The organism is Providencia sp. PROV267 (genome assembly GCF_028477825.1).
GTDB lineage: Bacteria > Pseudomonadota > Gammaproteobacteria > Enterobacterales > Enterobacteriaceae > Providencia > Providencia stuartii.
Genome location: NZ_JAMPLX010000024.1, coordinates 110087 through 132830, shown reverse-complemented (window position 1 = coordinate 132830; position 22744 = coordinate 110087). Strand labels below are relative to the sequence as shown.

Genomic DNA, 22744 nt, shown 5'->3' with positions numbered 1-22744 from the left:
ACTAAGGAGTCAATAACAAAAGAGACATTAGTCGGAAAACTCCGCTATTCTGTGATGTAAATCAGTAACAAACATTGCTATCCATACAAAGATCGCTGAACATAGTCACTCGCACTTGCGTAAGTTAGAAACACGGAATATATGAAGAAAAAAAGACCCTCACTACAGGATGTTGCCGACAGAGTCGGTGTCACGAAAATGACAGTTAGTCGCTTTTTGCGAAACCCAGAGCAGGTTTCTGAAGTGTTACGCGGTAAAATTGCTCAAGCGGTGGAAGCGTTAGGGTATATTCCCAATAAGGCCCCCGATTTGCTGTCTAATGCAACCAGCCATGCGATTGGTGTTCTGTTGCCGTCGCTGACCAACCAAGTTTTTGCTGAAGTGATCCGCGGTATTGAAACAGTGACTGACCATTATGGTTATCAAACCATGCTAGCACACTATGGTTACCTTCCTGAAAAAGAAGAGGAGCGCTTAACTTTTCTACTTTCTTACAATATTGACGGTGTGATCTTAGCAGAGCGTACCCATACTGATCGCACGCTTAGAATGTTGAAGACCGCGGGGATCCCTGTGGTTGAGATCATGGATAGCGTCTCTCCGTGTTTAGATGTTGCTGTCGGTATTGATAACTTTGAAGCCTCACGGCAGATGACAGCAGCTATGTTAGCGCGTGGCTGCCAACATGTGGTGTATCTTGGCGCTCGATATGATGAACGGACCTTTATTCGGCTACAAGGCTATGAGCAAGCGATGCGTGATGCGGGGTTGGAGCCTCGTAATGTGATGACGCAAGCAAGCTCTTCTTATTCATTAGGCGCTCAGTTACTTCATGAGTGCAAAGAAAAATACCCCGAGGCAGATGGTTTATTTTGTACCAACGACGACCTTGCCATCGGTGCTATTTTTGAGTGCCAGCGTCTTGGCATTAAAGTTCCTGAAGATTTGGCAATATCAGGTTTTCACGGTCATGATGTTGGGCAAGTCATGACGCCGAAATTAGCCAGTGTTTTAACCCCTCGGGATAGCATGGGGCGTAAGGCCGCCGAAGTACTGCTCGCGCGCATTAATGGTAAAAAGTTACCACAAACGTTATTTGATGTTGGTTTTGAGTTACTGCCCGGTGAAAGTATTTGAAATTAAAAAGTGATGCAGCATATTAGTGAGAGAGGCATCACAGATCTCTTTATTTCCCTATCAAGATAATTGCTAAAAATAGCCGCACTGCTGATAATGTTACTGGTAACTGTTACCGGTAACAATTCGGTTTCTATCATCGGTAAACAAAAAATAAGCGTACCTTTTTTATTTAACACCTGAGGAGTTTCCCATGAGTGATACCCAAGCACAAAATTATACATTTGTTTTTATGGGGGTATCGGGTAGCGGTAAATCGGCTGTCGCAAGCGGTGTCGCTCAAAAAACAAATGCGGCTTTTTTAGATGGTGATTTTCTGCATCCGAGAGCAAATATTCAAAAAATGGCTTTGGGCCACGCACTGAATGATGAAGATCGCCAACCTTGGCTTGCAGCATTAAATGATGCCATTTTTGCAATGCAGCGAACCAACCCTATTTCTTTGGTTGTATGCTCTGCATTGAAAAAAAGTTATCGCGATAAGTTAAGAGAAGGTAATAAGAATCTCTATTTTATCTACCTGAAAGGGGATGCTGAGCTCATTGAAAATCGCCTCAAAGCACGTAAAGGGCACTTCTTTAAGCCTGAAATGTTGGTATCACAATTTCAGGCACTGCAAGAGCCTACATCAGAAGAACAGGATGTTCATGTTGTCGATATTCGCCCATCACTTGATGAAGTGATTGAAAATACACGTACGGCTATTCATCAAATTGTTTCTGGAGGCAATTCATGAACACCCCAGTTGAAGCATTAAGCACACTGACACTCGTTCTGACTGCGGTCGGCTCTGTGGTTTTATTACTGTTTCTTGTCATGTACGCCCGTTTACATGCTTTTGTTGCATTGATGATTGTCTCTATCGGCGCTGGATTATTTTCAGGTATGCCAGTGCAAGACATCACAGAAACGATGCAAAAAGGGATGGCAGGAACACTCGGTTTCTTGGCTATCGTTGTCGCACTTGGCGCCATGTTTGGGAAAATTTTACACGAAACAGGCGCGCTCGATCAGGTTGCGACAAAACTACTCCAATTATTTGGGGAGAAAAGAGCGCATTATGCTGTAGGGATCGCCGGTTTAATCTGTGCATTACCACTATTTTTTGATGTTGCGATCGTGCTGTTGATTGGGGTGGTATTCGCTGTAGCAAACCGCACAGGTCATAATGTTGTTCGCATGGCTATTCCGTTGTTTGCAGGGGTAGCAGCTGCGGCTGCGTTCTTACTCCCAGGGCCTACACCAATGTTGGTCGCTTCACAAATGGGCGCCGACTATGGCTGGATGATCTTAATTGGTCTGTGTGCGGCAATACCCGGTATGTTATTGGCAGGTCCACTCTTTGGCAGTTTTATTAGTAAACACGTCAGTATTGATATCCCAGCGGATTACCAAGCACCAACGATGGATCACGGCAAAATGCCAAGTTTCGGGTTTAGCCTATCTTTAGTCTTGTTCCCATTGGTATTAGTAGGCCTGAAAACCATCGGAACACACTTGGTTGAAAAAGGCTCTACGCTTGAGCATTGGCTTGAGTTTATTGGTCATCCATTTACGGCTTTATTATTAGCGTGTCTGCTAGCTGTTTACGGTTTAGGTTTCCGCTATGGCATGAATAAAGAAAAAGTCATGGAGGTTTGCTCTGCGGCAATCCAACCTGCGGGGATCATTTTATTGGTAACGGGTGCTGGTGGTGTCTTTAAGCAAGTACTTGTTGACTCCGGTGTTGGCCCTGCATTAGGTGATTCATTAATCGGTGCAGGCTTGCCTATTGCCGTTGCGTGTTTTGTCCTTGCTGGCGCTGTCCGTGTGATCCAAGGCTCGGCAACGGTAGCCTGTTTAACAACGGTTGGGTTAGTCTTGCCTGTAGTTGGTGAGTTAGGTTATTCAGGGGCACAATTGGCGGCATTAGCGACTTGTATTTCTGGTGGATCACTCATTTTAAGCCATGTGAATGACTCCGGTTTCTGGTTGTTTGGTAAGTTTACGGGGGCAACGGAAGCTCAGACATTGAAAACGTGGACCATTATGGAAACTATCCTCGGTACTACAGGGGCAATAGTCGGTATGATCTTCTTCGCTTTCTTGTAATTTAACGACTCCCCGAAAGCCAATCGCGTTCGGGGAAGAGCAAAATAGGGCAATTCCAAAGAGATTCAATAAGCGAATTTTGTATGACCACTCGATAGGATGCGTACCATACGAATATTGTTGTTTATTGGTGGCGATGGTAATAAGAGTGGCAGATAATGCGATGAATGTATTTGCTGCTAAAAAGAATGGCGAGAGCGTATCTCGCCATTTGCTTTTTAGATTAGTTTAATAACTGGCTAAGCTGTTGATAAAAGCCTTGCGCACTTCTTTTATAGCCTTCGGCAGATAAGTGAACATTATCAGGTCGTGCAAGATCCTGTGCGGCCCATGAACGAATCGAGCAAGGCCCACCCATAAAATCTTGCCAATCCCAGAATAGGGTATTTTCTTGTGCTGCTATCGCTTTTTGGATCTTGATAACATTCTTTAAATGCACAGGCATTTTGGCATCGCAGCTTGTGGCATCGTTAAATTTAATTGAGTCATTAGGGCCGACTAAAACGATGACACTTTTTGGCATATATTGGCGGATTTGACGAATTTTCTCACGCAAGCTTTGCTGGTACGCAATTAAATCTAACTTGTCGTTGAATGCTTCGTTAGTGCCATAAGCTAAGATCACCATATCGGGTGACATCTGTGCCAATGTTTCAACCCATTGTGGCTGCCATTTATCAATCATATTGATTGTCGCGCCATTAATGCCGATCGCCGATAACATAACGCCCGGACGATTTGAGCGCAACAGCCACCCTCCTAGCTTGAGGTTATTGTCATTACTTACAGTAACTTCAGCCGGTAACTGAGTATTCACAGGAGAAGAGAAGCGCCAATAATTGCCTGTTGCGGGTAATGCAACGGGTGATGAAGCCGCAGGGGAGACACTCATCTGACTGCCCGCTGTGTTTTGGTAAAGAGCTTGCAGTTGATAAACCCCATTTGCCGCTTGCAATGGCATCAGTTGTACAGTGCTCGCCGATGTCATTGGTAACGCGATAAGCCCACCAAGAGGGTAATCGAAACGCTCATCCTTACGGCTACTAAACAGTTCCCATTGCTGTTTATCGCTTCTACGGTTAATTGTCGCAGTGCGCTGCCCCGGAATGGAAATCGCAGGTACAAAACCTGGCCCCGCATCACCATAGCGTTGTTGGAACAATGTTCTTAAATTACCGCTAAAGAAATCGGCAGCAGTATGAGAATCCCCAATTTGAACAATATGGACCTGTTGATGACCTTGCTTTAGTTTGCTCGCAAAGTGGCTGAGGTTTGGCTCAGCGTTATTGATGAGCTGCCCACGTACATTCACATTTGTGAGTGTACCACCTCGTGTTGAACCTTGACTCGTCCGCTCGGCATCTTGTTGACAGGACAACAAGCTTAGCGACAGCAAAGCGATGACGCTAGCTGCCGCTAACTTGGATTTGGCTTGACGCAGTTTGTTCTGCTTCATGAGGTATCTCTTTTTCCTCTTCAAAATGAATTAATGAAAATACTTTTTCAGCTATCGCTTGTTGCCCTTTGGGGCTGAAATGGATCCCATCACCACTTCTGAGCTTAATTTTGCTGCTATCGTCGCCGAAATAATCGGAGTAAGTGAGGTCTTTGTATTTAAAGACATCATTCACGGAAAAATAAATTTCACCACTGTTTTCGACTTCGGATTGATAGAGACTCCTTAGGAACCTCATACCTTCTGATAGAGTAGATTTGCGCATATTGGGAGGGCCAACCCAGATAACATCGACATTATGTTGGCGCGCAGTCGTTAATATATCATTAATGCGAGAACGATACACCTGCTCCCATATTTCGCTTTTAAACTTCACATATTTATAGCCCGTATCTGGTGGCATATCCCATGGGTCATTAGGGCCAAGGAAAACCACCAGCACTTTAATTTTAGGGTTATCATTCAACGCCTTAGAAATGGTTTGCGGCCAATTAAAAAAGCGTGGATAAGCAAGCCCCGTGCTTTGCTTACTCAGGTTAATGCTATCGATATTATAGTGTTTCAATAGCATATTCTTCACATGTGGTGCGACACCTTGCATCATCGAATCACCCGCAAACAGAACCTGATCACCTTTCTCTAATTTCGCCACCGTTTTAGGCTCAATAGGCCCGGTATGAGCGACTTTTACTGGACCGAGTTTGTTGCCCTTTAATGTCGCCCGCGCTTGTTGGCGTTTGAGTAATTCAGGGAAGGTGACAGAGAGAGATTCTGCCGGATAGAGATAGCCATTAATAAAATGTAGCCCAACTTGATAGCCTTCAGGAAAGGTGCGTTTGCTATTTTCATTTGCGATGGCAAGTGCTTCTGCGTCTTTAGTATCTTGAGCATGTTGCCCTGACACATGATAGAGGAAAGTACTACCCGCAGCGAGTGAACCCTCATTTAAATAAGCACCATAATCCCAAACAGGGTTTCCAGACAGAGACGCCCAAGGGGGATCGCGGTGATATTTTTGCTGCCAAAAACGCTCTAATGAACCTTGATTGAGCCAAATTAATAATAGCCCTACGACCAAAACAATAAAAAAGACTTGTCCGGTTTTTATTAGATTTCTTTTAAACTCAGAAGTTAGCATAAATAAATCCCGGCATTCCTGAAGGTGAAAGCATAAACATAACAGTCAAAATAAGCGCGAGTGGAATAGGGTAATAGTACCAAGCTATATTTTGGTACTTTTTCGCAATATAGTGATATGACTGTACAAAATAAGGGTACAACAGCAATAATGCCCAAAATGCGATTAATAGGCCGAGGTTGGAGCCTATCGATGCAATAAATCCAGGCGCCCCAAACTGTGAGATCATCATGAGTGCGTCATCAAAGGTTTGGCTGCGGAAGAATATCCAAGCAAAGCAGACAAAATGGAATGTCACAATGCGCGATATAAGTGTGGTCGCGGTGTGATTAAATCGATTATTGGCCCAACCTAATTTTTCCATCCATAAATTCTTAAGGTTGAGTAAGACAATCCCTAGGCCATGAATGGCTCCCCAAATAACAAAGGTCATTGCCGCACCGTGCCATAATCCAGAAATCACCATTGCCAAAAAGACATTCGTATTCATCCGACTAAAGCCTTTTCGGTTGCCTCCTAGTGGGATATAGATATAGTCACGGATAAATGTCGAGAGGCTAATGTGCCAACGCGCCCAAAATTCCTTTAAGTTGGCGGCCATATAAGGCGCATTAAAGTTAACAGGAACTCGAAAACCTAAGAGTAAGGCAATACCAGTTACTAAGTTGGTATAACCTGAGAAGTTAAAATAAATATTCCATGCATAGGCATAGGTTGCGACGAGTATTTCCCCTGCACTGAAGCCTGCTGGCGCATCAAAGACAGGGTTCACAAAGTTTTCCGATAAATAGGCACTAAATAGAAACAGTTTAACCAGCGCTAATGAAATAAGTAGGATTGCTTTTCGCGCATCCAGTATTTCGCGGCTTTCTGCTTGAATTTGTGGAATAAAATTCTTTGCTCGGTTAATTGGACCAGCGACAATACTCGGAAAAAAGCTAAGGTATAGCACGACATCGAAGAAATCGGCTTTGGGGATCTCTTTGCGGCAAACTGAAAGTGTATAGCTGACGGAATGGAAAGCATAAAAAGAGAGTCCAAGCGGCGCTAATAATTCAATAATAGGTAAACCTACATTAAGCCCCAATTTATCGAAGGTTTGCTGGAGTGTTTCTTGAAAAAATGAGTAGTATTTAAATGCAGTAAAGCAACTGATTATTCCTATCGCGAGTAATGTAAATACCCATTTATTGGAAAGCCAATTTGAAACCCAATTAGTAAGAAAATAAATAAATAGGGTATAGCCGAATAAGATATAAGCAAAATCGGGATTAAAGGAATAAACAAAAAAATAACTTGCGGTTATTAGTAGCCCATTTTGAAGCTTCGCACTAGGCTGGCAGCTCCAGTAAATAAGGAAAAATACCAAAAAAGAGCCAAGAAACTCGAATGAGAAAAAATTCATATAAGACTCAGATTGTTAATTATTGTTGCATACTCGTCATACATCAAGTTAGCTGCGCTACCGACTACATTTATTCACACGTGCCACATAATAGGGGATCTACTTAGTGTGTGTTTCTGTATCGCTTAACGGCATCTCGAATTATTTGAAGTATAAATGTGTATTCACATCATATTAATAATCGGCCTGGTTGCAATAAGAAAAAATCCACTTTATAAAAAAGTGGATTTTAGATGAGTACTTGTACCTGGTGATACAAATTAAATTCGAGTCGATGCCGTTTTTTGAGCTTGTGTAATCAGTTCTTCATTGCTCACGTACATCTCTTGCAAATAACGGTTATAAGAGGAACCTAGTTGTGAATACCCTTTCATATCATTGATAAGCTTGGTTGTATCTAGCTCATCTTTTGATAAACGTTGTTTTGCTCTAGACGATCGTAGTGACTCGTAGGCATTGTGAGTATTCATATTCTTCATATAGGCAGACACGGTCTCTTCAACAGAGTTATAGGCGGAATAGCCTTTAATTTTCCCCTGATTGACTTGGCAACCTCTGCCGCATCTCATACCAAATAAATTACCGTTTTGCTGTGCTAGCTGTGACGTTCCCCAACCTGACTCAGTGGCTGCTTGGGTCGCAACCAAATGGGTTGGCATGATATCAACACGGCTTAACAGCTTATCCCAATTGACTCTATTTGGGCTGGTACAGGTCATACCATAGCTATTACATATTTGAGCTAGACGGCGAAGTTCTTGTGCGCTCCACTTTTTGTTTTTTCGTACAGAAAGTAACCATTTACGCTCAGCCATGATTTCTTGATTGACTTTTTCAATCACAGGGACAATCGTTTTTAAAAACGCTTTCTTACGTGGTGTACCGGATGGGTATTTTCGCAAATCAGGCAGAGGTGTATGAGCCTGATTTGAGCTCTGCACGGCCTTGTGAGAATACTCTTTCTTGAGTGTGGTACTGGTACTTGTTGAGCCAAAACTCAACCCCGAAAATAAAAATAACAGTAAGAAAGCGAAGACGGCGTTTGTCCTCATCGTTCGAGAGGGCATTTGCTTCTCCTAATTTCTCTGAACAAAAATCGAGCGAATAGTAACAGAATAATTTTTGGGTAGCTACTTTTATCCGGCTGACTTTAGCTAAATTACTGCATTTTCACATTGTGATTTATTTTTTGTTTAACTTATCCTTGTTTAATAATGTTTTTATATTTCTTGTGTTAATATTACACTTAAAACTAATAAATATTAATGATGTATTGATACAAAAAACAAGTTAACTTAACTCAAATGTGGGTAAATAACACACAGTTCACCTCGTTATTATAAGGTTTTTTTGCTTATTTATTAAGCGATCGATAGCCTGTTTTTTATACAAAATTGGTAATTTGCGTTTTTATCAAAGGGTGATGATATTAATATGAGCAGTTTTCGGGTGAAAAAATGAGCTAGAAAATGCGGAGGAGGGGGTGAAAAATCGGTGGAAATTTAGCCTAAGTGAGCAATCTCCACCTATTTTTGTTTAGGTTGTTTTAAAACGACAATCGCTGCTGCTGTTGATCCTGTTTTTGCGCTTTGGTGGATAAGGCTGGAAAATCAGCGACGGTCCAATAGGTTTGCGGAATAGGCAATTGGGCCATCTTTTTTGTCGGTAATAACCTAAGTTGCGCAAGCTGGTGTAAAACATAGCCTCGATACTCGTTAGGCAAACTTAAACGTAAGTGCTCAGTGGGTATCATTTGCAAAGGTATTAAAGGATAACGATTATCTGAGGTATCGTAGTCACGGGTTAACACAAGGAATTTTTCAGGAACTCGTTGGTAGCTATTCCACCATAAGCCATCGACACGGTCGAACATCTTCCGAGTTTGTGATTTACTATTCGCACCTAGCTGCTCCAATGCGATAGGCAGGGTGTTTTCCAGAGATTGAGAAAACATCGGCAATGATTGCGCTCTCCCCTGTAAAATTAATGTCATGGCTAAACGGGCGCCAAGTAGGTTGGAATAGAGGTCTTCTGGTGAAAAAGCTGAGATCCCCTCGGAAAAGCCGGGAACAGATTGGTAACCATACCATTGGGCAATTTCATGCCAAGCTGCTAGCTGGAATGCCAATTTTGCTGCTAAATAAGCGCTAAGTGTATAACGCTCCTGAGCGGAAGTCGGGGGCGCAAATGAGTGGAAGACGATTTGTCGGCTAGCCAGTTCATCACTTAATTTGAGCGTCCAGCCTTCCCCCAGTTTTGGGTAAATTTGACTAAACAAAAAGAGGGTATAGTCAGCCGTGTCCCTGACATGGGAAATATCGATAAACCCGCCTTTCTCGCTATATAACAGGCCAACCTTTTCCTTACTCACGCCCATTAAAGCGGCGGTGGCCCCGAAAAAGCTATCGTTATAATGATGTTCACCTAACTTATCGGCTTCGACGATATTATCAATCGTATAGAAAGGAACTGGGATACCCCAAAGTTGTGCGTGCAGATCATAGCCAAAAGCGCAACAGGCTCTTAGGCCTTGAGGCGGTGCTAGAGGGGATAATACTGGCCATGTCTGAGTCGCTGATTCGTGAGTATCACTACTCAGCTCAGGAAGAACGCTGGGTTGCTTGTAGGGGGTAGTGTTTTGGCATGCTGCTAATAATAAAGTGAATATAAGCATGATTAATCGCTGTAACATTAAAAAGCTTCCCCTACTTGAAAATAAAAACCAGTGCTATTGCGACCAACCCCAAAATCGAGCCGTACATTCATACGTGGTTTGAATTCAAAACGATAACCGACACCCGTGGTAGGCAACCAATGACCTTCACCTAATTCAGCCGTTTTATCGCTCATCGTGCCTGTACCTACCCAGCCGACGATACCATGACGCCAATCGAGTTTATGCCGTAACTCTAATTGTGTCGTAAAAATATTATTATCGCGATAGCGACCTTCATAGTAGCCTCGCATACGATTGGCGTTACCTAATAATGACAGCTGATCCCATGGTACTTCACCCGTGGTAAATCGTGCATAGTTATCGAGTGCTATGACTGTGTTTTCAGTGAGCTCGTGGTAATAGGCGTATTGTAATTGGGTACTTTGAAAACGTGTATCGCTGCCAAAACTCGGCGAAAAATAAGTGTAGACCGCTTCGAAAGCCTGCCCGTGATGCGCATTTGGCAAAAAGTCGCGTGTATCATAACTAAAGTAGGCACTCATGCCTGAATTAATAACAGACTGCCCGCCAATTGATTGTTGAAAATAATGTTTAGCACCATCATCAGGGCCGTTAGCATTAATAGAAGAAAAGTTCCAGCCGAGCCCAATATAAGTAGCGTCGGTGAGACGATAGAGTGCACGAGGCGTAATTTCAAATTCTTGAGAGTGATATTTTTCTTTATTATGGTCATTCTTACCGGCGGCGTAACCTTTCCCCCAATAGTAGGTTGGAATATTGTTTAACGTACCAGAAACAAATAACCGCCATTGGTCATGGTCAATAAAGTTATAGTTGGTAAAGTTAACGCCAAATGCGCCAGTAGAAGAGGCAAAGCCACTTAAACCTATTGAAGACGGTTGAGTCTCTTTATCATTTTTATCAATGCGGTATAACCCCACTAATGCAGTACCTATACCAATCCCCATTTCGGGGGTGTAGAAAGGGCCGGGCAATAACCCCCAATCAATGGTTTTACTCTCATCGAAATGGTTTGTACCACCAAGATCATTTAACCAGCCATCAATTTTTTGCCGATCAGGTAGCAGTTCCGCTTGCGTGGGGAGGGCAATAAAAAGGCTGAGCAGTGTCAGCCTTAATAAAGAAGAGTGTTGTTGCTGCAGCATTAAAAACGAAACTCACCTGAGATATAAAAACTATTGCGGTTATTAAAGCCAACTTCGGTCAGAACATTAAAATTGCGAGTCAGTTCAACGCGTGCGCCGACAATGTTATTCCATTTATGGGCAAGATGTTGTTTAACATCGAATTTTGTGTCACCGGGTGCAAATATCATCCATTTGCTTAAGTCAGGAGGTAGATCAAGCTTACTGATATCCCCTTTAAAACGTTGGGTAATATCTTGGTACATAGCACCAGTCCAAACTTGAATTTTTGTATTTCCTTGACCGCTAATCAGAGGATCAAAAATAAACTCATAACCCACACGTGGGGTAATAACTAAGGCTGAGATATCGCCGTCTAAAATATCTAGATTTGTTCTAGTATAGTTAGCATCTAAGGTTGTAAAGAATTGATTGTACCCGCCAGCAAAAGTGACACCACCGCCGTATGTTTTCCCTTCATACTCTAATTCGAAAGGTAAATTCTTCCCGATAGGGATAATCCAATCTGTGCCCCAAGGTAATTTCATTCGGGCTTCTACGTTATTTAGATTTGTTTTTGATGTTCCTTTTGTTTTTCCATAGAGCCCATACACATTCATAAAAGGAAACACCCAAGCATCAAGCTTTAAGACATGTGACTCATTTTTACTACGTGTATGCCCAGTTTCGATATGGAGTAATTTCTCTAAGTCCATATTTGAATTAGAAATAAAACCGATTTTATCCACGACAACATCTTGACGCAGGTTCATATAGCCGTAGCTCACACCAAAAGGCTCTGGGATATCGTAACCGCGGGCGCGTGCTTCATCGCCCCAAATTGGTAATACACGAGATTCGCTTGAGGATGAGCGCGTAATACCACCTTCGCTGTTATTTTGTGGAACGCCAGACTCACTCATGGTGATTGAAAAAAGTGGGCGATCACTATCAGCAAAGCTGACAGGAATAGAAAAACAACAAGAGAGTAGCAACGCTTTGCTAAGTTGAATGCGTGTCATAAATAGGCTCAACATTGAAATAAACAAGGGAAAACAAGTCTATAAAAGACGAGTGATAAGTTTAGCATAATAGGGGAATTAATAGATGGCGTTAAATGCTGTGTTTGAAGAAAACTTGAGCTTGGTCAATTACTTTTTATAGTCTATTAGATTGAGAAGGAAGTGTTCACAAACAATAAAAGAAGCGGGGAGCTTCTTTTATTGACGATCGTCTGATTATTTCTGTTTGTTTTGATGAAAATGCACACGCTCATGGAAGTAGGCTTTTAAATGATCTTCCATTTGGTGTACTTTTTGCTCTAATGCATTGATCAAAACATCATCATTGTTCATATCAAAAACACGCTCCATCGCGAGCTGATCAACGTACTGTTTTTGCTCTTTGGTGAGTTCTGCCATATCTAAAGCCCATATTTAAATGTCATAAAAGAGAGTATCCAAGAGGATAGTTGAATTAAGGTTATTGTGCCTGAGTGACTTCGGATTGAAAAGTAGAATAAGTTGTTGTCGAATAATGACTATTTCTAAATATACAGATAATCATTTTAATATGAATTCGTTAAGATTATTCACAATATAAAACGATAGACTAAGCTGCTATCCTTTGCCGAGTAAATAAATTATAGGCTTATATAATGAATAATAAACAACAATACCTCGATATTGCCGCCGGTAAAGGTGAAAAAGAAGCATCTATGATGGTGGCAATCCCTGCCTCTGAATTAACGTTATCTCTCTTAGAGCTACGTTTAGAAGAGCAAGACTATTTTACTGAAGGTGAAATTGATTATTTACCTGAAAGTGAAAGTGATTTTTTCTTTTCATGTAAACGCGGAGAAGAAGAACTGCGTTTTTATGTCTCATTAGTGGATAGTGACCCTGAGTACGTCATTAATCCCTATTTTTCAACCGATCCAATCAGCCCGGAATTGTATGCAGAGGCAAGCGCTGCACCGCAAGCGGTGATTGTTGAGTGCCTATTTCGAGACCAGCCATTGGTTAGCTATCTACAGCAACTAAAACTTATTCAAATATTAGTCCCTGATTTATTGTTGGGGCTTGATTTATCAGCGGCAGGGAAAGTCTTTACTCGTGAATGGTTAAATTTCCAACTTATCGATGACTTAATGCCAAGTATCGATTCTTTATATGTTGTTCACGCTATTTATGATCATGACGAAAGTGAAGAGCAAGAGAACGAGGAGCGTGGCCCAACCATGTATTGGTTCCACACGCATGGCCTTGCACGTTGTGGCTTATCCGAAGCGGAAATCATTATTCCACATCCGATTGCCTCCTATTACGGTATTCCAGAGCTATTTTGGAGCTTTGTTAATAACAGCATTACACATGGCAAAATTGAGTTTAATGAACCAATTTTTATCGGACAAACAGAAAGTGGTTATGAGTATTTAGTGGCGCTACCGTTTGAAGAAGGCTTAAAACATGTTGGGCAATCAACGCCAATTGATAATTTGAAACCACTCGAAGAGATGAATTATGAATTTGGCGATGCTGATTCCAACCGTTTTATGGGGGATTGGCAGGATCGTGATGAGTCTCATCAACATCCGTCTGTGATGCTCTTTAGAGTGACACAAGAAGAACCAGTTTTAGAAAGCTTTTTTAAAGGTTTTGAAGATCAAAACGCCATGATGTTTATGCGTACCGACGAAGAAACGGCGGATATGTCTCGTAAGGCTAAATTGCGTTGGGAATACTTTACCCATATGCTGGATAACTATGGTCCGAAACCTGTAGTACAGAAAAAAGGCTTCTTTTCTAAGCTACTTGGAAAATCAGACACCGAAGAAGAGAGCGAATGGCGTTTCTTGGTGAAATGTGGCATCGGTTATCGTGACGAGGAAGATGACTACGATGGCCATGAGCATATGTGGTTTGAACCCGTTTCATGGAACGGTGATCAGTTTGAGGGGCGCTTGATCAATCATCCTTTCTATGTGAAGACGATGCAGGAAGGGGAAGTATATCCTTTGACTCGTGATGATATCACCGACTGGACCATCTATTACCAAGACGGTAATTATACTCCGGATACCATTTATAAATTACTGTCTGGGTCTCAAGTGCATTAAATCTCTGCTTAGCTGCACTCGGATAATTTAGCGTATAGAATGGGTACTTTGAGTACCCATTTTTATTACAGAGTGTCGTATATGAATGAAGCTGAATTATATCAATATGCGTTATTTATGCTGTCTCGCCGTGATTACGGAACGGCGGAATTATCAGCACGTATGAAACGGCGTATGTATGAAAAAAATGACGGTATTATTGACGAGCCGTTGATTGAGCGGGTAATTGAACGTTTAGGTGAACAGCATTTCCTGAATGATACTCGCGTCATAGAGCTACAGTTACGTAGTTATATTCGTAAAGGTTATGGACCATTACGGATCAAGCAGGAATTACGCCAAAAAGGTTTTACTGCGACTTTAATTGAACAGCAGTTTGAGCAGCTTGATGTGGATTGGTTTGAGCTTGCGACGGATGTGCGTTGTAAAAAATTCGGCGATGAAATTCCTCGCGACTTTAAAGAAAAAAGCAAGCAAGTCCGTTATTTACAGTATCGAGGTTTTTCAGGTGATATGATTTTTGAACAGTTTCGATAACCCATCATTTAATTTTTTAATCACATTCCTGCGCGTACACGCCCCCTCAAAGCAACTAGGTTGGTGCGGCTAATCGGTTTTCTCCAATTCCAGATAAGTGCTATTTGCAATACGACGTGAATAGTTTTTACTCTAGGAGGCATTATTACGGCCTTGATAGTGCCTGTTTTTTTACACGCCGGACAAAAGACTTTCATACCCTCTGTAGCGATATCGATATCTTTCCGACTAGCAACATCGCTTCCTTCTAATACAGTACCGCCCGTTGATGTGGTATCTCCTTTTTGAATTACTTTACGGTTATCAATGGTGCAGCGCATTTTCTTCTTTGTGCCTAATCAATTCGTTTTCCTTGACGTACTAAATGCCAAATGGTTGTGCCTAGATCATTTTTACCCACATCAAAAGCAAAATCCCCTTGCTCAAAATAGGCCTCTAATGGAGATCCTGTTTCATTGTGGTAATACCTGTCCACTCCCCATTAATTAAGACACCCTTAACTAGCGTTTTCTAACTGTTGACTGATTTCCCTGTATTGCATGGCTAACTGACTGTCCTGTGGCGCGAATTCCCCGACACACTGAGATAACGTGCTGATAACGCGCTCTTACGCTTGTCGTCCATGGTGCAGTTGGTCAATTCGATATTGTGGCTCTGCGTCTGATATCTTTTGGCTGACCGTTTTCACTCGGTCAGGTTCTGATACTCGCTCATGCTCCAATACGTGAGAAACAGACTGATCCCTGCCAATATCAACACCAGTACGTCCCCTTTAAACGCAAATTTTTCCCTCCAGTTTATCCATCGCGATCAGGAAATAGCTGTCTACGGTGAAGCAAATTCTGTGCTGTTTGATGAGGTACAAACGGCGCTGCACGTGGCGTGTCGAGATAATGGTTTCTCCGCTCGGCAGTGGGCTAGTCTTTCTTTTCCCATCCTTATAAAATTATTTACCATTTAATGTATTGCTAATGTGTTTATTTGTCATAATTATCTGATATTGACATGATCCGCGTCAGTAAATCCCGTTCATATCTTGGGCAAAGTACCATCAAATAAAAAATGAAACAGGCAGGGGAAGTATATGATTGAGTTGTTAATTGGCGTCATCGTCGCGATAGGCGTTGGGCGCTATATTATCAAAGGCTATTCAGCAACGGGTGTGTTGATGACAGGCGGTATTTTACTCCTGATCATTACCGTGCTTATGGGGAAAAGTATTTTACCAGAAGCAGTAAAACCTACGGGATGGCGTGCGACCGACATTATTGAGTATATAAAATACTTATTGATGGATCGTGGTGGCAACTTAGGGATGATGATCATGGTGTTGTGTGGGTTTGCCTCTTATATGACCCACATTGGCGCAAATGATGTTGTTGTCAAAATTGCGTCAAAACCATTAAAGATGATCAACTCACCTTATATGTTGATGGTTGCCGCTTATATTGTCGCTTGTTTAATGTCATTGGCCGTTTCTTCGGCGACGGGGCTAGGGGTATTATTAATGGCGACCTTGTTCCCTGTCATGGTAAATGTGGGGATTAGTCGTGGCGCCGCAGCCGCTATCTGTGCTTCACCAGCGGCCATTATTTTAGCGCCAACTTCTGGCGATGTGATTTTAGCGGCAGAAGCTGCCGAAATGCCGCTCATTGATTTTGCTTTTAAAACGACGTTACCTATTTCAATTATTGCGATCGTAGCCATGTCTATCGCTCACTTCTTCTGGCAGCGTTTCCTCGATAAAAAAGAGCAGGTCAACACAGAAATGTTGGATGTGAGTGAAATTAAAACTCATGCTCCGACTTTTTATGCCATCTTACCGTTCACCCCGATTATTGGTGTGCTGATCTTTGATGGTAAGTGGGCGCCTGAATTACACATCATCACAATTATTGTTGCTTGTATTATTTTGGCAGCAGTTATTGAATTTTTACGTAGTTTCAATGCCAAACAGGTCTATTCGGGGTTAGATGCCTGTTATAAAGGTATGGCTGATGCATTTGCCAGTGTGGTGATGCTGTTGGTGGCCGCTGGGGTCTTTGCACAAGGCTTAAGTAGTGTTGGCTTTATCAAGGGGCTAATTGGTTTAGCGCAATCCTTCGGCTCTGGTGCAATAGTGATGATGATTGTACTGGTCATTATCACCATGTTAGCGGCGATGACAACAGGCTCAGGGAATGCGCCTTTCTATGCCTTTGTTGAACTTATTCCTCATTTAGCAAAACAGATGGGAGTGAATCCAGCCTATTTAGTGATCCCTATGTTGCAGGCTTCTAACTTAGGACGAACATTATCACCCGTTTCTGGCGTTGTCGTCGCGGTATCCGGTATGGCAAAAATATCACCATTTGAAGTGGTCAAAAGAACCTCCGTTCCTGTATTAGTGGGCCTTTTGGTGGTGATTATTGCAACGGAAATTTTGGTTCCAGTATATCGCTGATCACTTTTTAGTGTTGTGATTGGAAAAGCGGCTGAAGCGATCTTTTTTCAGCCGCTTTTTTATTTGAAGGCGGATAGTTAATCACGCTAGTAATCGAAAATTTGTTAATTTTTAGTGTGTTTCTTTAAATAAAATAAGGTTTTTTATTTTTTATTCTCCCCCATTTTTCCCTATTAAGCGCCTTTTTTGAGATCTGCACCAAAAAGACAAACAAAAGCCGGAAAATAAGCTAGGTACTCAATAGTAATTGATGCAAAATCCGCACATCTTTTTTATATGAACAATTAATGATAATGCTATGAAGACGACAGACAAACCAGTTAACAAATGGACTTATAAAGATTTTACATGGGTCTTATCTTTATTCGGCACCGCGGTTGGTGCGGGTGTGTTATTTCTACCGATTAAAGCAGGAAGTGGCGGTTTTTGGCCGCTGGTAATACTTGCATTGATTGCGACGCCAATGATTTGGTTAGCACATAAAGGATTGGCTCGTTTTGTTTTATCCGCGAAAAATCCCAATTCAGATATTACGGATACGGTAGAAGAGCATTTTGGTAAAACGGGGGCGAACATTATCACGTTTGCCTACTTTTTCGCTATTTACCCAATCGTTCTGATTTACGGTGTGGGTATCACTAACACGGTTGACTCCTTTTTAGTTCACCAGTTACACATGGAGCAGATGCCACGTTGGCTACTGTCTGGGATATTAATTGGTGCGATGACGGCGGGTGTGTTGTTTGGGCGTGACTTGATGTTACGCCTGACTTCCGTGATGGTTTATCCTTTAGTTTTCATTTTGTTAGCTTTGTCCATCTACTTTATCCCTAGATGGAATACCTCTATGCTAGAAGTGAGCCCCGATTGGGCCGCAATGCCAGTCGTTATCTGGATGGCGATCCCGCTTATCGTGTTCTCATTCAACCATAGCCCGATTATCAGCCAGTTTACAAAAGATCAGCGTCAGCAATTCGGTGATAATGCGGTCATTAAAACGGATATGATCACAGGCGGCGCAGCATTGATGCTCACTGGATTTGTGATGTTTTTTGTTTTTTCGGTGGTCTTGTCATTAAGTCCTGCTGAGCTTAAAACCGCAAATGACAAAAACATTAGTGTGTTATCTCATATGGCGAATATTGACTCATCGTCGATTATCTCTTACCTCGGGCCGATTGTTTCTTTTACCGCTATCGTATCAAGTTACTTTGGACACTTCTTAGGGGCCCATGAAGGCTTAGTTGGGTTAATTAAATCTCGTACTTCTTTCTCAGTGAGAAAAATTCAAACGGTATCCATGCTGTTTATTGTTCTCACAACATGGATTGTCGCTATCAAAAACCCAAATATTATCTATATGATTGAGACGCTGGGTGCGCCAATGATAGCTGCTATTTTGTTTATTCTGCCAGTCGTTGCGATGCGTATTGTGCCGGCGATGAAAAAATTCAGCACATCAATTGTTGCGCAGATCTTCACCATTATTTGTGGTTTAGCGGCTATCACTTCCGTCCTTTATGGTCTATTGCAACAATTACTCTAACAACTCCCCTCCTGTATGAGGGGGCTCACCCTAATAGGTACATAACGCTCTGATATTTAGGCCCGTAAACGGGCCTTCAGATAGAGGAGCGTTCACTACGCAAAGATGCGTCTCGTATTCTTACTCACCATATCGACAGCGTTCCCTCTACATCAAAATGCGCTATAGCGATATTTAAATTGCCAAAGCGTTCACTTTTCTTTCAGATATTCTGTCGAATGTGTGCCTTCTGCATTTCGGTGAAAAATAATAGGATATTCACACTTCCATCTAGTAAACGCTAAGCTTTTCGCGTTCTCCATTAGGGGCCTTTTTGATTTCTTTTTTAATCTTTGTGATTGCTAGGTCGCGGCTGTTTTAACAAATTAAAAGAGGCTTTTTATATTTTAAAGTTATGATTAAGCACTTAATAAATCACGAATGACACGGCGTTACTCCTTCGCCCTTGTTAATCAATAGGATATTCAGCTATGTGAAATAATTTCACATTGAGATGGGTTGTCTGCTTAATACAATTAGATAATATCTATTGATATAACAGATACGTAGTAAATACAGATATGCTATATCAGGTCATATTGTTTACTGCGGCATAATAAGGATAACAAATGAAATTAGAAACATTATCGATTCATGCCGGCTACTCACCCGATCCAACCACCAAAGCGGTTGCTGTTCCTATCTATCAAACAACGTCTTACGCTTTTGATGATACACAACATGGCGCAGATCTGTTTGACTTGAAAGTCGCAGGAAATATTTATACCCGTATTATGAACCCTACCAATGATGTTTTAGAGCAACGCGTTGCCGCCTTAGAAGGCGGGATTGCTGGGCTGGCTGTAGCATCTGGGATGGCGGCAATTACGTATGCTATCCAAACTATCGCACAAGCGGGCGATAATATTGTTTCGGTTGCCAAATTGTACGGTGGTACTTATAACTTAATGGCGCATGCACTACCTCGTTTTGGTATCGAAACGCGTTTTGCAGAACATGATGATTTAGCCGCTTTGGAAGCTCTGATTGATGATAAAACCAAAGCCGTATTTTGCGAATCTATCACTAACCCTGCTGGGTTTATTGTCGATATTGCGGCATTAGCGGAAGTGGCTCATCGCCATGGTGTGCCTCTAATTGTGGATAACACGGTGGCAACGCCTTATTTATGCCGTCCATTTGAACATGGTGCTGATATTGTCGTGCATTCCTTGACTAAATATATTGGCGGTCATGGCACTTCTATTGGCGGAATGGTCGTAGACTCAGGTAAGTTCCCTTGGACTGAGCATGCAGATCGTTTTTCGTTATTGATTGAGCCAGATATTGCATACCATGGAGTTAGCTATACTGAGCATTTTGGTGCGGCAGCTTTTATTGCTCGCTGCCGCGTAGCACCATTACGCGGAACGGGTGCCGCGCTTTCTCCATTTAATGCCTTTTTGATTTTACAAGGGCTAGAAACGTTGGCTTTACGTATGGAGCGCCATACAGAGAATGCGTTGAAAGTCGCACAGTTTTTGGAAAAACACCCTCAAGTGGCTTGGGTGAAATACGCGGGGCTGCCTAGCCACCCTGAGCATGCGTTGGCGCAAAAATATATGAATGGCAAGCCTGCCAGTATTATGTCGTTCGGTATTAAAGGTGGGCAGGACGCTGGGGCGCGTTTTATTGATGCTTTAAAATTAATCGTCAGGCTGGTCAATATTGGTGATGCTAAATCATTGGCGTGCCATCCAGCTTCAACAACTCACCGCCAGCTTAACGATGCTGAATTAGCGAAAGCGGGTGTTTCACGTGATATGATCCGCCTTTCTATTGGTATTGAACATATTGATGATATTTTGGCGGATCTTGAACAAGCGCTGCATGCTGCGCAATAAAGCCATCTACTGAATCAAGCTACTTAATATGTGCGATTATTGATAATACAATATTTATCGATAATCGCTTTTTTGTATCGCTTTATTTTATTTAAGTCTATTACTCCATTGATGGGTATTTGTCATCGTTAATTGATGTTATCGAATTAAGAGAGTAATTAAACGAATGATTATGTCTTAAATATTTTATGGAATAATGTTTTAACGTTGAACTATTTTAAACCACTCCAGTCTTACATTACCGAAAAGCTTGAAATGTGCGTTAACACTTTATTTTATATTCATTTATTGATTGTTTAAGAACGGCAAATTAATTTTTTATTTGTTTATATGAGGTTTACTCACACTGATGATAATAGTGTGATTAACCTGATTAAAGCTAAATAATAGCCCGATGTTATGTCACTTTAAGGTGAACAATAATATTCAGGTTTATATCTAATTATTATTAAACATTTATCGAAAGAATGGTTGAGAAACATGATTATGGCAAATAATAAGGTTGCCTACCTTAAGTGGTGCCTGCTATTTGGGTTTGTATTACTCACTTATTTTATTCCTCTTCCGGGGCGGCTTCTTTGGCAACCTGATGAGTTACGTTATGCTGAAATAAGTCGAGAATTGATTCTAAGTTATAACTGGAGCGTACCTGAACTTCTCAATATTCGTTATTTTGAAAAGCCCATTTTTGGGTATTGGGTAAACGCATTTTTTCAAATGCTGTTTGGTGAGAACAACGTTTCCGTTAGGCTTGGTGTTGTTTTTAGTACCTTAATCAGTGCATTGTTTGTTTATCTCAGTGCAAAAAGGGCATGGCAAAAAGCCGATCTTGCATTTAATGCCACACTGATTTACCTCTCAATGCTCATGATACTCGCGATGGGAACATACAATATCCTTGACCCGATATTGACCGCGTTTATCACGATGGCGATTTTCTTTTATCAGTGGGGGCTAACAACACAGGTTTTTTCACAAAAGCTAACCGCCTTTATCTTATTAGGTATCGCAGGTGGATTGGGGCTGATGACAAAAGGCTTTTTGGTTTTAGTCATCCCAGGCTTAGTGATTTTTTTAACGTCAATTTACTATAAACAGTTTAAGGAAGTTTTCTGCTTTGCCTTTGTGGCTTTGTGCAGCATGTTTATTGTCTGCTTGCCTTGGGCCATCATGATTGCTAGTCGCGAGCCAGATTATTGGCGTTATTTCTTTTGGGTGGAACATGTGCAGCGCTTTATGTCAGAGAACGCCCAAAACCGTTCACCTTTCTGGTTTTATATTCCAATAATGCTTGCAGCAGTATTACCTTGGCTGGGCTATTTTTTTGCTTCACTGATAAACAGTGTTCGCCAAAAAGGGCTACATCTCTATTTCTTGCTGTGGTTCTTAGTTCCTTTCATCTTTTTTAGTATTACGAAAGGGAAGCTACTGACCTATATTTTGCCTTGTATTGCCCCCGTTGCGATCTTAATGGCCGCGTATATTGATAAGATACAGCAACAACAACAGACTGGCGCTATCCGCCTGAATGCCATTATCAATATTTGTATTGGCTTATTTACGGCAGCGGCAATCTTCTTTTTACCTTACTTTGGGCAACTCGATATTTATGCGGCAGATGAAGATAATAAGCGGTTACTTGCAGCAAGCGCATTTTTATTTTGGGGCGTGATTGGCATCATTTCATATCGCAGACGTTTTTGGGCGTGGGCAGCGGCATGTACTTTGGTATTGAGCCTCAGTGTGGGGTATGTGATCCCAAATCATATCGCCAGCAATAATACGCCACAAAAGCTCATCGAAAAATATCGCCCTCAGCTATCGAATAAAACCTATTTATTGACGAATAATGTGGGGTTAGGTACGGCACTCGCATGGGTCTTAAAGCGTAGTGATATTACGATGCTCCATCAAAGTGGTGAATTGAGTTATGGGTTGAAATACCCAGATGCAGCAAACCGCTTCTATCGGTTAGATCAGTTACCTACCTTGTTAGAGCAACATAATTATCAGGATGTTGCGGTCGTTGTTGAAGGCACGCAAGATAGGATATTAAATTCGTTACCGGGGAAGCCGATTATTATTCGAGAGGGGAATTTAGTTTTAGTCCTCTATGAGGGCCGAAAATAATCGCATGCTCAACAAAAAAGCCGCATAGTGACTATGCG

At 41.8% G+C, this 22744-nt stretch carries 18 protein-coding genes; 9 read left to right on the top strand and 9 right to left on the bottom strand.

The features are described 5' to 3' along the window. Positions 1-141: 141 nt before the first annotated feature. From gntR to gntU, 3 genes are all read left to right on the top strand, one after another. A complete protein-coding gene (gene gntR / locus PR709_RS16535; RefSeq protein WP_004926113.1) occupies positions 142-1137 on the top strand; it encodes a gluconate operon transcriptional repressor GntR in 996 nt (331 codons plus the stop codon). Between the two features lie 193 nt (positions 1138-1330). Next, complete coding sequence (gene gntK, locus PR709_RS16530; RefSeq protein WP_004925965.1) at positions 1331-1873, top strand: gluconokinase; 543 nt, start codon at positions 1331-1333, stop codon at positions 1871-1873. Then, positions 1870-3228: a gluconate transporter gene (gntU, locus tag PR709_RS16525; RefSeq protein ID WP_004925967.1), complete on the top strand. Its 1359-nt coding sequence runs from the start codon at positions 1870-1872 to the stop codon at positions 3226-3228. The genes gntK and gntU overlap by 4 nt, the downstream gene beginning before the upstream one ends. 223 nt (positions 3229-3451) lie before the next feature. Here the strand turns inward: gntU and PR709_RS16520 are convergent, their stop codons facing one another. The 8 genes from PR709_RS16520 to PR709_RS16485 form a co-directional block, all read right to left on the bottom strand. Then, positions 3452-4684 carry an SGNH/GDSL hydrolase family protein gene (locus PR709_RS16520; RefSeq protein ID WP_014656917.1) on the bottom strand — a complete coding sequence of 411 codons (1233 nt, stop codon included), beginning with the start codon at positions 4682-4684 and terminating at the stop codon, positions 3452-3454. After that, positions 4635-5822 carry an SGNH/GDSL hydrolase family protein gene (locus PR709_RS16515; protein ID WP_041705094.1) on the bottom strand — a complete coding sequence of 396 codons (1188 nt, stop codon included), beginning with the start codon at positions 5820-5822 and terminating at the stop codon, positions 4635-4637. The genes PR709_RS16520 and PR709_RS16515 overlap by 50 nt, the downstream gene beginning before the upstream one ends. After that, on the bottom strand, positions 5809-7227 hold the full coding sequence (locus PR709_RS16510) for an MBOAT family O-acyltransferase (RefSeq protein WP_004925973.1): 1419 nt from the start codon (positions 7225-7227) through the stop codon (positions 5809-5811). The genes PR709_RS16515 and PR709_RS16510 overlap by 14 nt, the downstream gene beginning before the upstream one ends. 260 nt (positions 7228-7487) lie before the next feature. Beyond that, entirely contained in the window at positions 7488-8294 is an 807-nt protein-coding gene (locus PR709_RS16505; protein ID WP_014656915.1) for a protein bax, read from the bottom strand. Between the two features lie 479 nt (positions 8295-8773). Then, positions 8774-9919 carry a DUF4056 domain-containing protein gene (locus PR709_RS16500; protein WP_004925975.1) on the bottom strand — a complete coding sequence of 382 codons (1146 nt, stop codon included), beginning with the start codon at positions 9917-9919 and terminating at the stop codon, positions 8774-8776. After that, a complete protein-coding gene (locus tag PR709_RS16495; protein ID WP_004925978.1) occupies positions 9919-11070 on the bottom strand; it encodes a BamA/TamA family outer membrane protein in 1152 nt (383 codons plus the stop codon). Before PR709_RS16495 ends, PR709_RS16500 begins: the two co-directional genes overlap by 1 nt. Then, on the bottom strand, positions 11070-12071 hold the full coding sequence (locus tag PR709_RS16490; RefSeq protein WP_014656912.1) for a hypothetical protein: 1002 nt from the start codon (positions 12069-12071) through the stop codon (positions 11070-11072). Before PR709_RS16490 ends, PR709_RS16495 begins: the two co-directional genes overlap by 1 nt. A gap of 216 nt (positions 12072-12287) precedes the next feature. After that, positions 12288-12470 (bottom strand): hypothetical protein, encoded by a 183-nt coding sequence (locus tag PR709_RS16485; protein WP_004925981.1) that lies wholly within the window; start codon positions 12468-12470, stop codon positions 12288-12290. A 236-nt stretch (positions 12471-12706) separates the two neighbouring features. Between PR709_RS16485 and PR709_RS16480 the strand changes: the two genes are divergently transcribed. Further along, a complete protein-coding gene (locus tag PR709_RS16480; RefSeq protein WP_004925984.1) occupies positions 12707-14167 on the top strand; it encodes a DUF4026 domain-containing protein in 1461 nt (486 codons plus the stop codon). Positions 14168-14248: 81 nt separating this feature from the next. Then, positions 14249-14704: a regulatory protein RecX gene (locus PR709_RS16475; protein WP_004925985.1), complete on the top strand. Its 456-nt coding sequence runs from the start codon at positions 14249-14251 to the stop codon at positions 14702-14704. Positions 14705-14724: 20 nt separating this feature from the next. On the opposite strand, the gene PR709_RS16470 is transcribed toward PR709_RS16475, so the two are convergent. Next, positions 14725-15024: a PAAR domain-containing protein gene (locus PR709_RS16470; RefSeq protein ID WP_004925989.1), complete on the bottom strand. Its 300-nt coding sequence runs from the start codon at positions 15022-15024 to the stop codon at positions 14725-14727. Positions 15025-15788: 764 nt separating this feature from the next. Between PR709_RS16470 and dcuC the strand changes: the two genes are divergently transcribed. The 4 genes from dcuC to arnT all read left to right on the top strand — a co-directional run bounded on the left by dcuC (position 15789) and on the right by arnT (position 22706). Then, a complete protein-coding gene (dcuC, locus tag PR709_RS16465) occupies positions 15789-17147 on the top strand; it encodes an anaerobic C4-dicarboxylate transporter DcuC (protein ID WP_004925992.1) in 1359 nt (452 codons plus the stop codon). A gap of 298 nt (positions 17148-17445) precedes the next feature. Then, positions 17446-18693 carry an aromatic amino acid transport family protein gene (locus tag PR709_RS16460; RefSeq protein WP_004925994.1) on the top strand — a complete coding sequence of 416 codons (1248 nt, stop codon included), beginning with the start codon at positions 17446-17448 and terminating at the stop codon, positions 18691-18693. 608 nt (positions 18694-19301) lie between these two features. Next, on the top strand, positions 19302-20576 hold the full coding sequence (locus PR709_RS16455; protein WP_004925996.1) for a bifunctional O-acetylhomoserine aminocarboxypropyltransferase/cysteine synthase: 1275 nt from the start codon (positions 19302-19304) through the stop codon (positions 20574-20576). A 480-nt stretch (positions 20577-21056) separates the two neighbouring features. After that, complete coding sequence (gene arnT, locus PR709_RS16450; protein ID WP_004925999.1) at positions 21057-22706, top strand: lipid IV(A) 4-amino-4-deoxy-L-arabinosyltransferase; 1650 nt, start codon at positions 21057-21059, stop codon at positions 22704-22706. Positions 22707-22744: the final 38 nt, after the last annotated feature.

Bases quoted from the DNA above. Each gene is read 5' to 3' on its own strand.
- gntR (WP_004926113.1), top strand. From the start codon at position 142: ATGAAGAAAAAAAGACCCTCACTACAGGATGTTGCCGACAGAGTCGGT.
- gntK (WP_004925965.1), top strand. From the start codon at position 1,331: ATGAGTGATACCCAAGCACAAAATTATACATTTGTTTTTATGGGGGTA.
- gntU (WP_004925967.1), top strand. From the start codon at position 1,870: ATGAACACCCCAGTTGAAGCATTAAGCACACTGACACTCGTTCTGACT.
- PR709_RS16520 (WP_014656917.1), bottom strand. From the start codon at position 4,684: ATGAAGCAGAACAAACTGCGTCAAGCCAAATCCAAGTTAGCGGCAGCT.
- PR709_RS16515 (WP_041705094.1), bottom strand. From the start codon at position 5,822: ATGCTAACTTCTGAGTTTAAAAGAAATCTAATAAAAACCGGACAAGTC.
- PR709_RS16510 (WP_004925973.1), bottom strand. From the start codon at position 7,227: ATGAATTTTTTCTCATTCGAGTTTCTTGGCTCTTTTTTGGTATTTTTC.
- PR709_RS16505 (WP_014656915.1), bottom strand. From the start codon at position 8,294: ATGCCCTCTCGAACGATGAGGACAAACGCCGTCTTCGCTTTCTTACTG.
- PR709_RS16500 (WP_004925975.1), bottom strand. From the start codon at position 9,919: ATGTTACAGCGATTAATCATGCTTATATTCACTTTATTATTAGCAGCA.
- PR709_RS16495 (WP_004925978.1), bottom strand. From the start codon at position 11,070: ATGCTGCAGCAACAACACTCTTCTTTATTAAGGCTGACACTGCTCAGC.
- PR709_RS16490 (WP_014656912.1), bottom strand. From the start codon at position 12,071: ATGACACGCATTCAACTTAGCAAAGCGTTGCTACTCTCTTGTTGTTTT.
- PR709_RS16485 (WP_004925981.1), bottom strand. From the start codon at position 12,470: ATGGCAGAACTCACCAAAGAGCAAAAACAGTACGTTGATCAGCTCGCG.
- PR709_RS16480 (WP_004925984.1), top strand. From the start codon at position 12,707: ATGAATAATAAACAACAATACCTCGATATTGCCGCCGGTAAAGGTGAA.
- PR709_RS16475 (WP_004925985.1), top strand. From the start codon at position 14,249: ATGAATGAAGCTGAATTATATCAATATGCGTTATTTATGCTGTCTCGC.
- PR709_RS16470 (WP_004925989.1), bottom strand. From the start codon at position 15,024: ATGCGCTGCACCATTGATAACCGTAAAGTAATTCAAAAAGGAGATACC.
- dcuC (WP_004925992.1), top strand. From the start codon at position 15,789: ATGATTGAGTTGTTAATTGGCGTCATCGTCGCGATAGGCGTTGGGCGC.
- PR709_RS16460 (WP_004925994.1), top strand. From the start codon at position 17,446: ATGAAGACGACAGACAAACCAGTTAACAAATGGACTTATAAAGATTTT.
- PR709_RS16455 (WP_004925996.1), top strand. From the start codon at position 19,302: ATGAAATTAGAAACATTATCGATTCATGCCGGCTACTCACCCGATCCA.
- arnT (WP_004925999.1), top strand. From the start codon at position 21,057: ATGATTATGGCAAATAATAAGGTTGCCTACCTTAAGTGGTGCCTGCTA.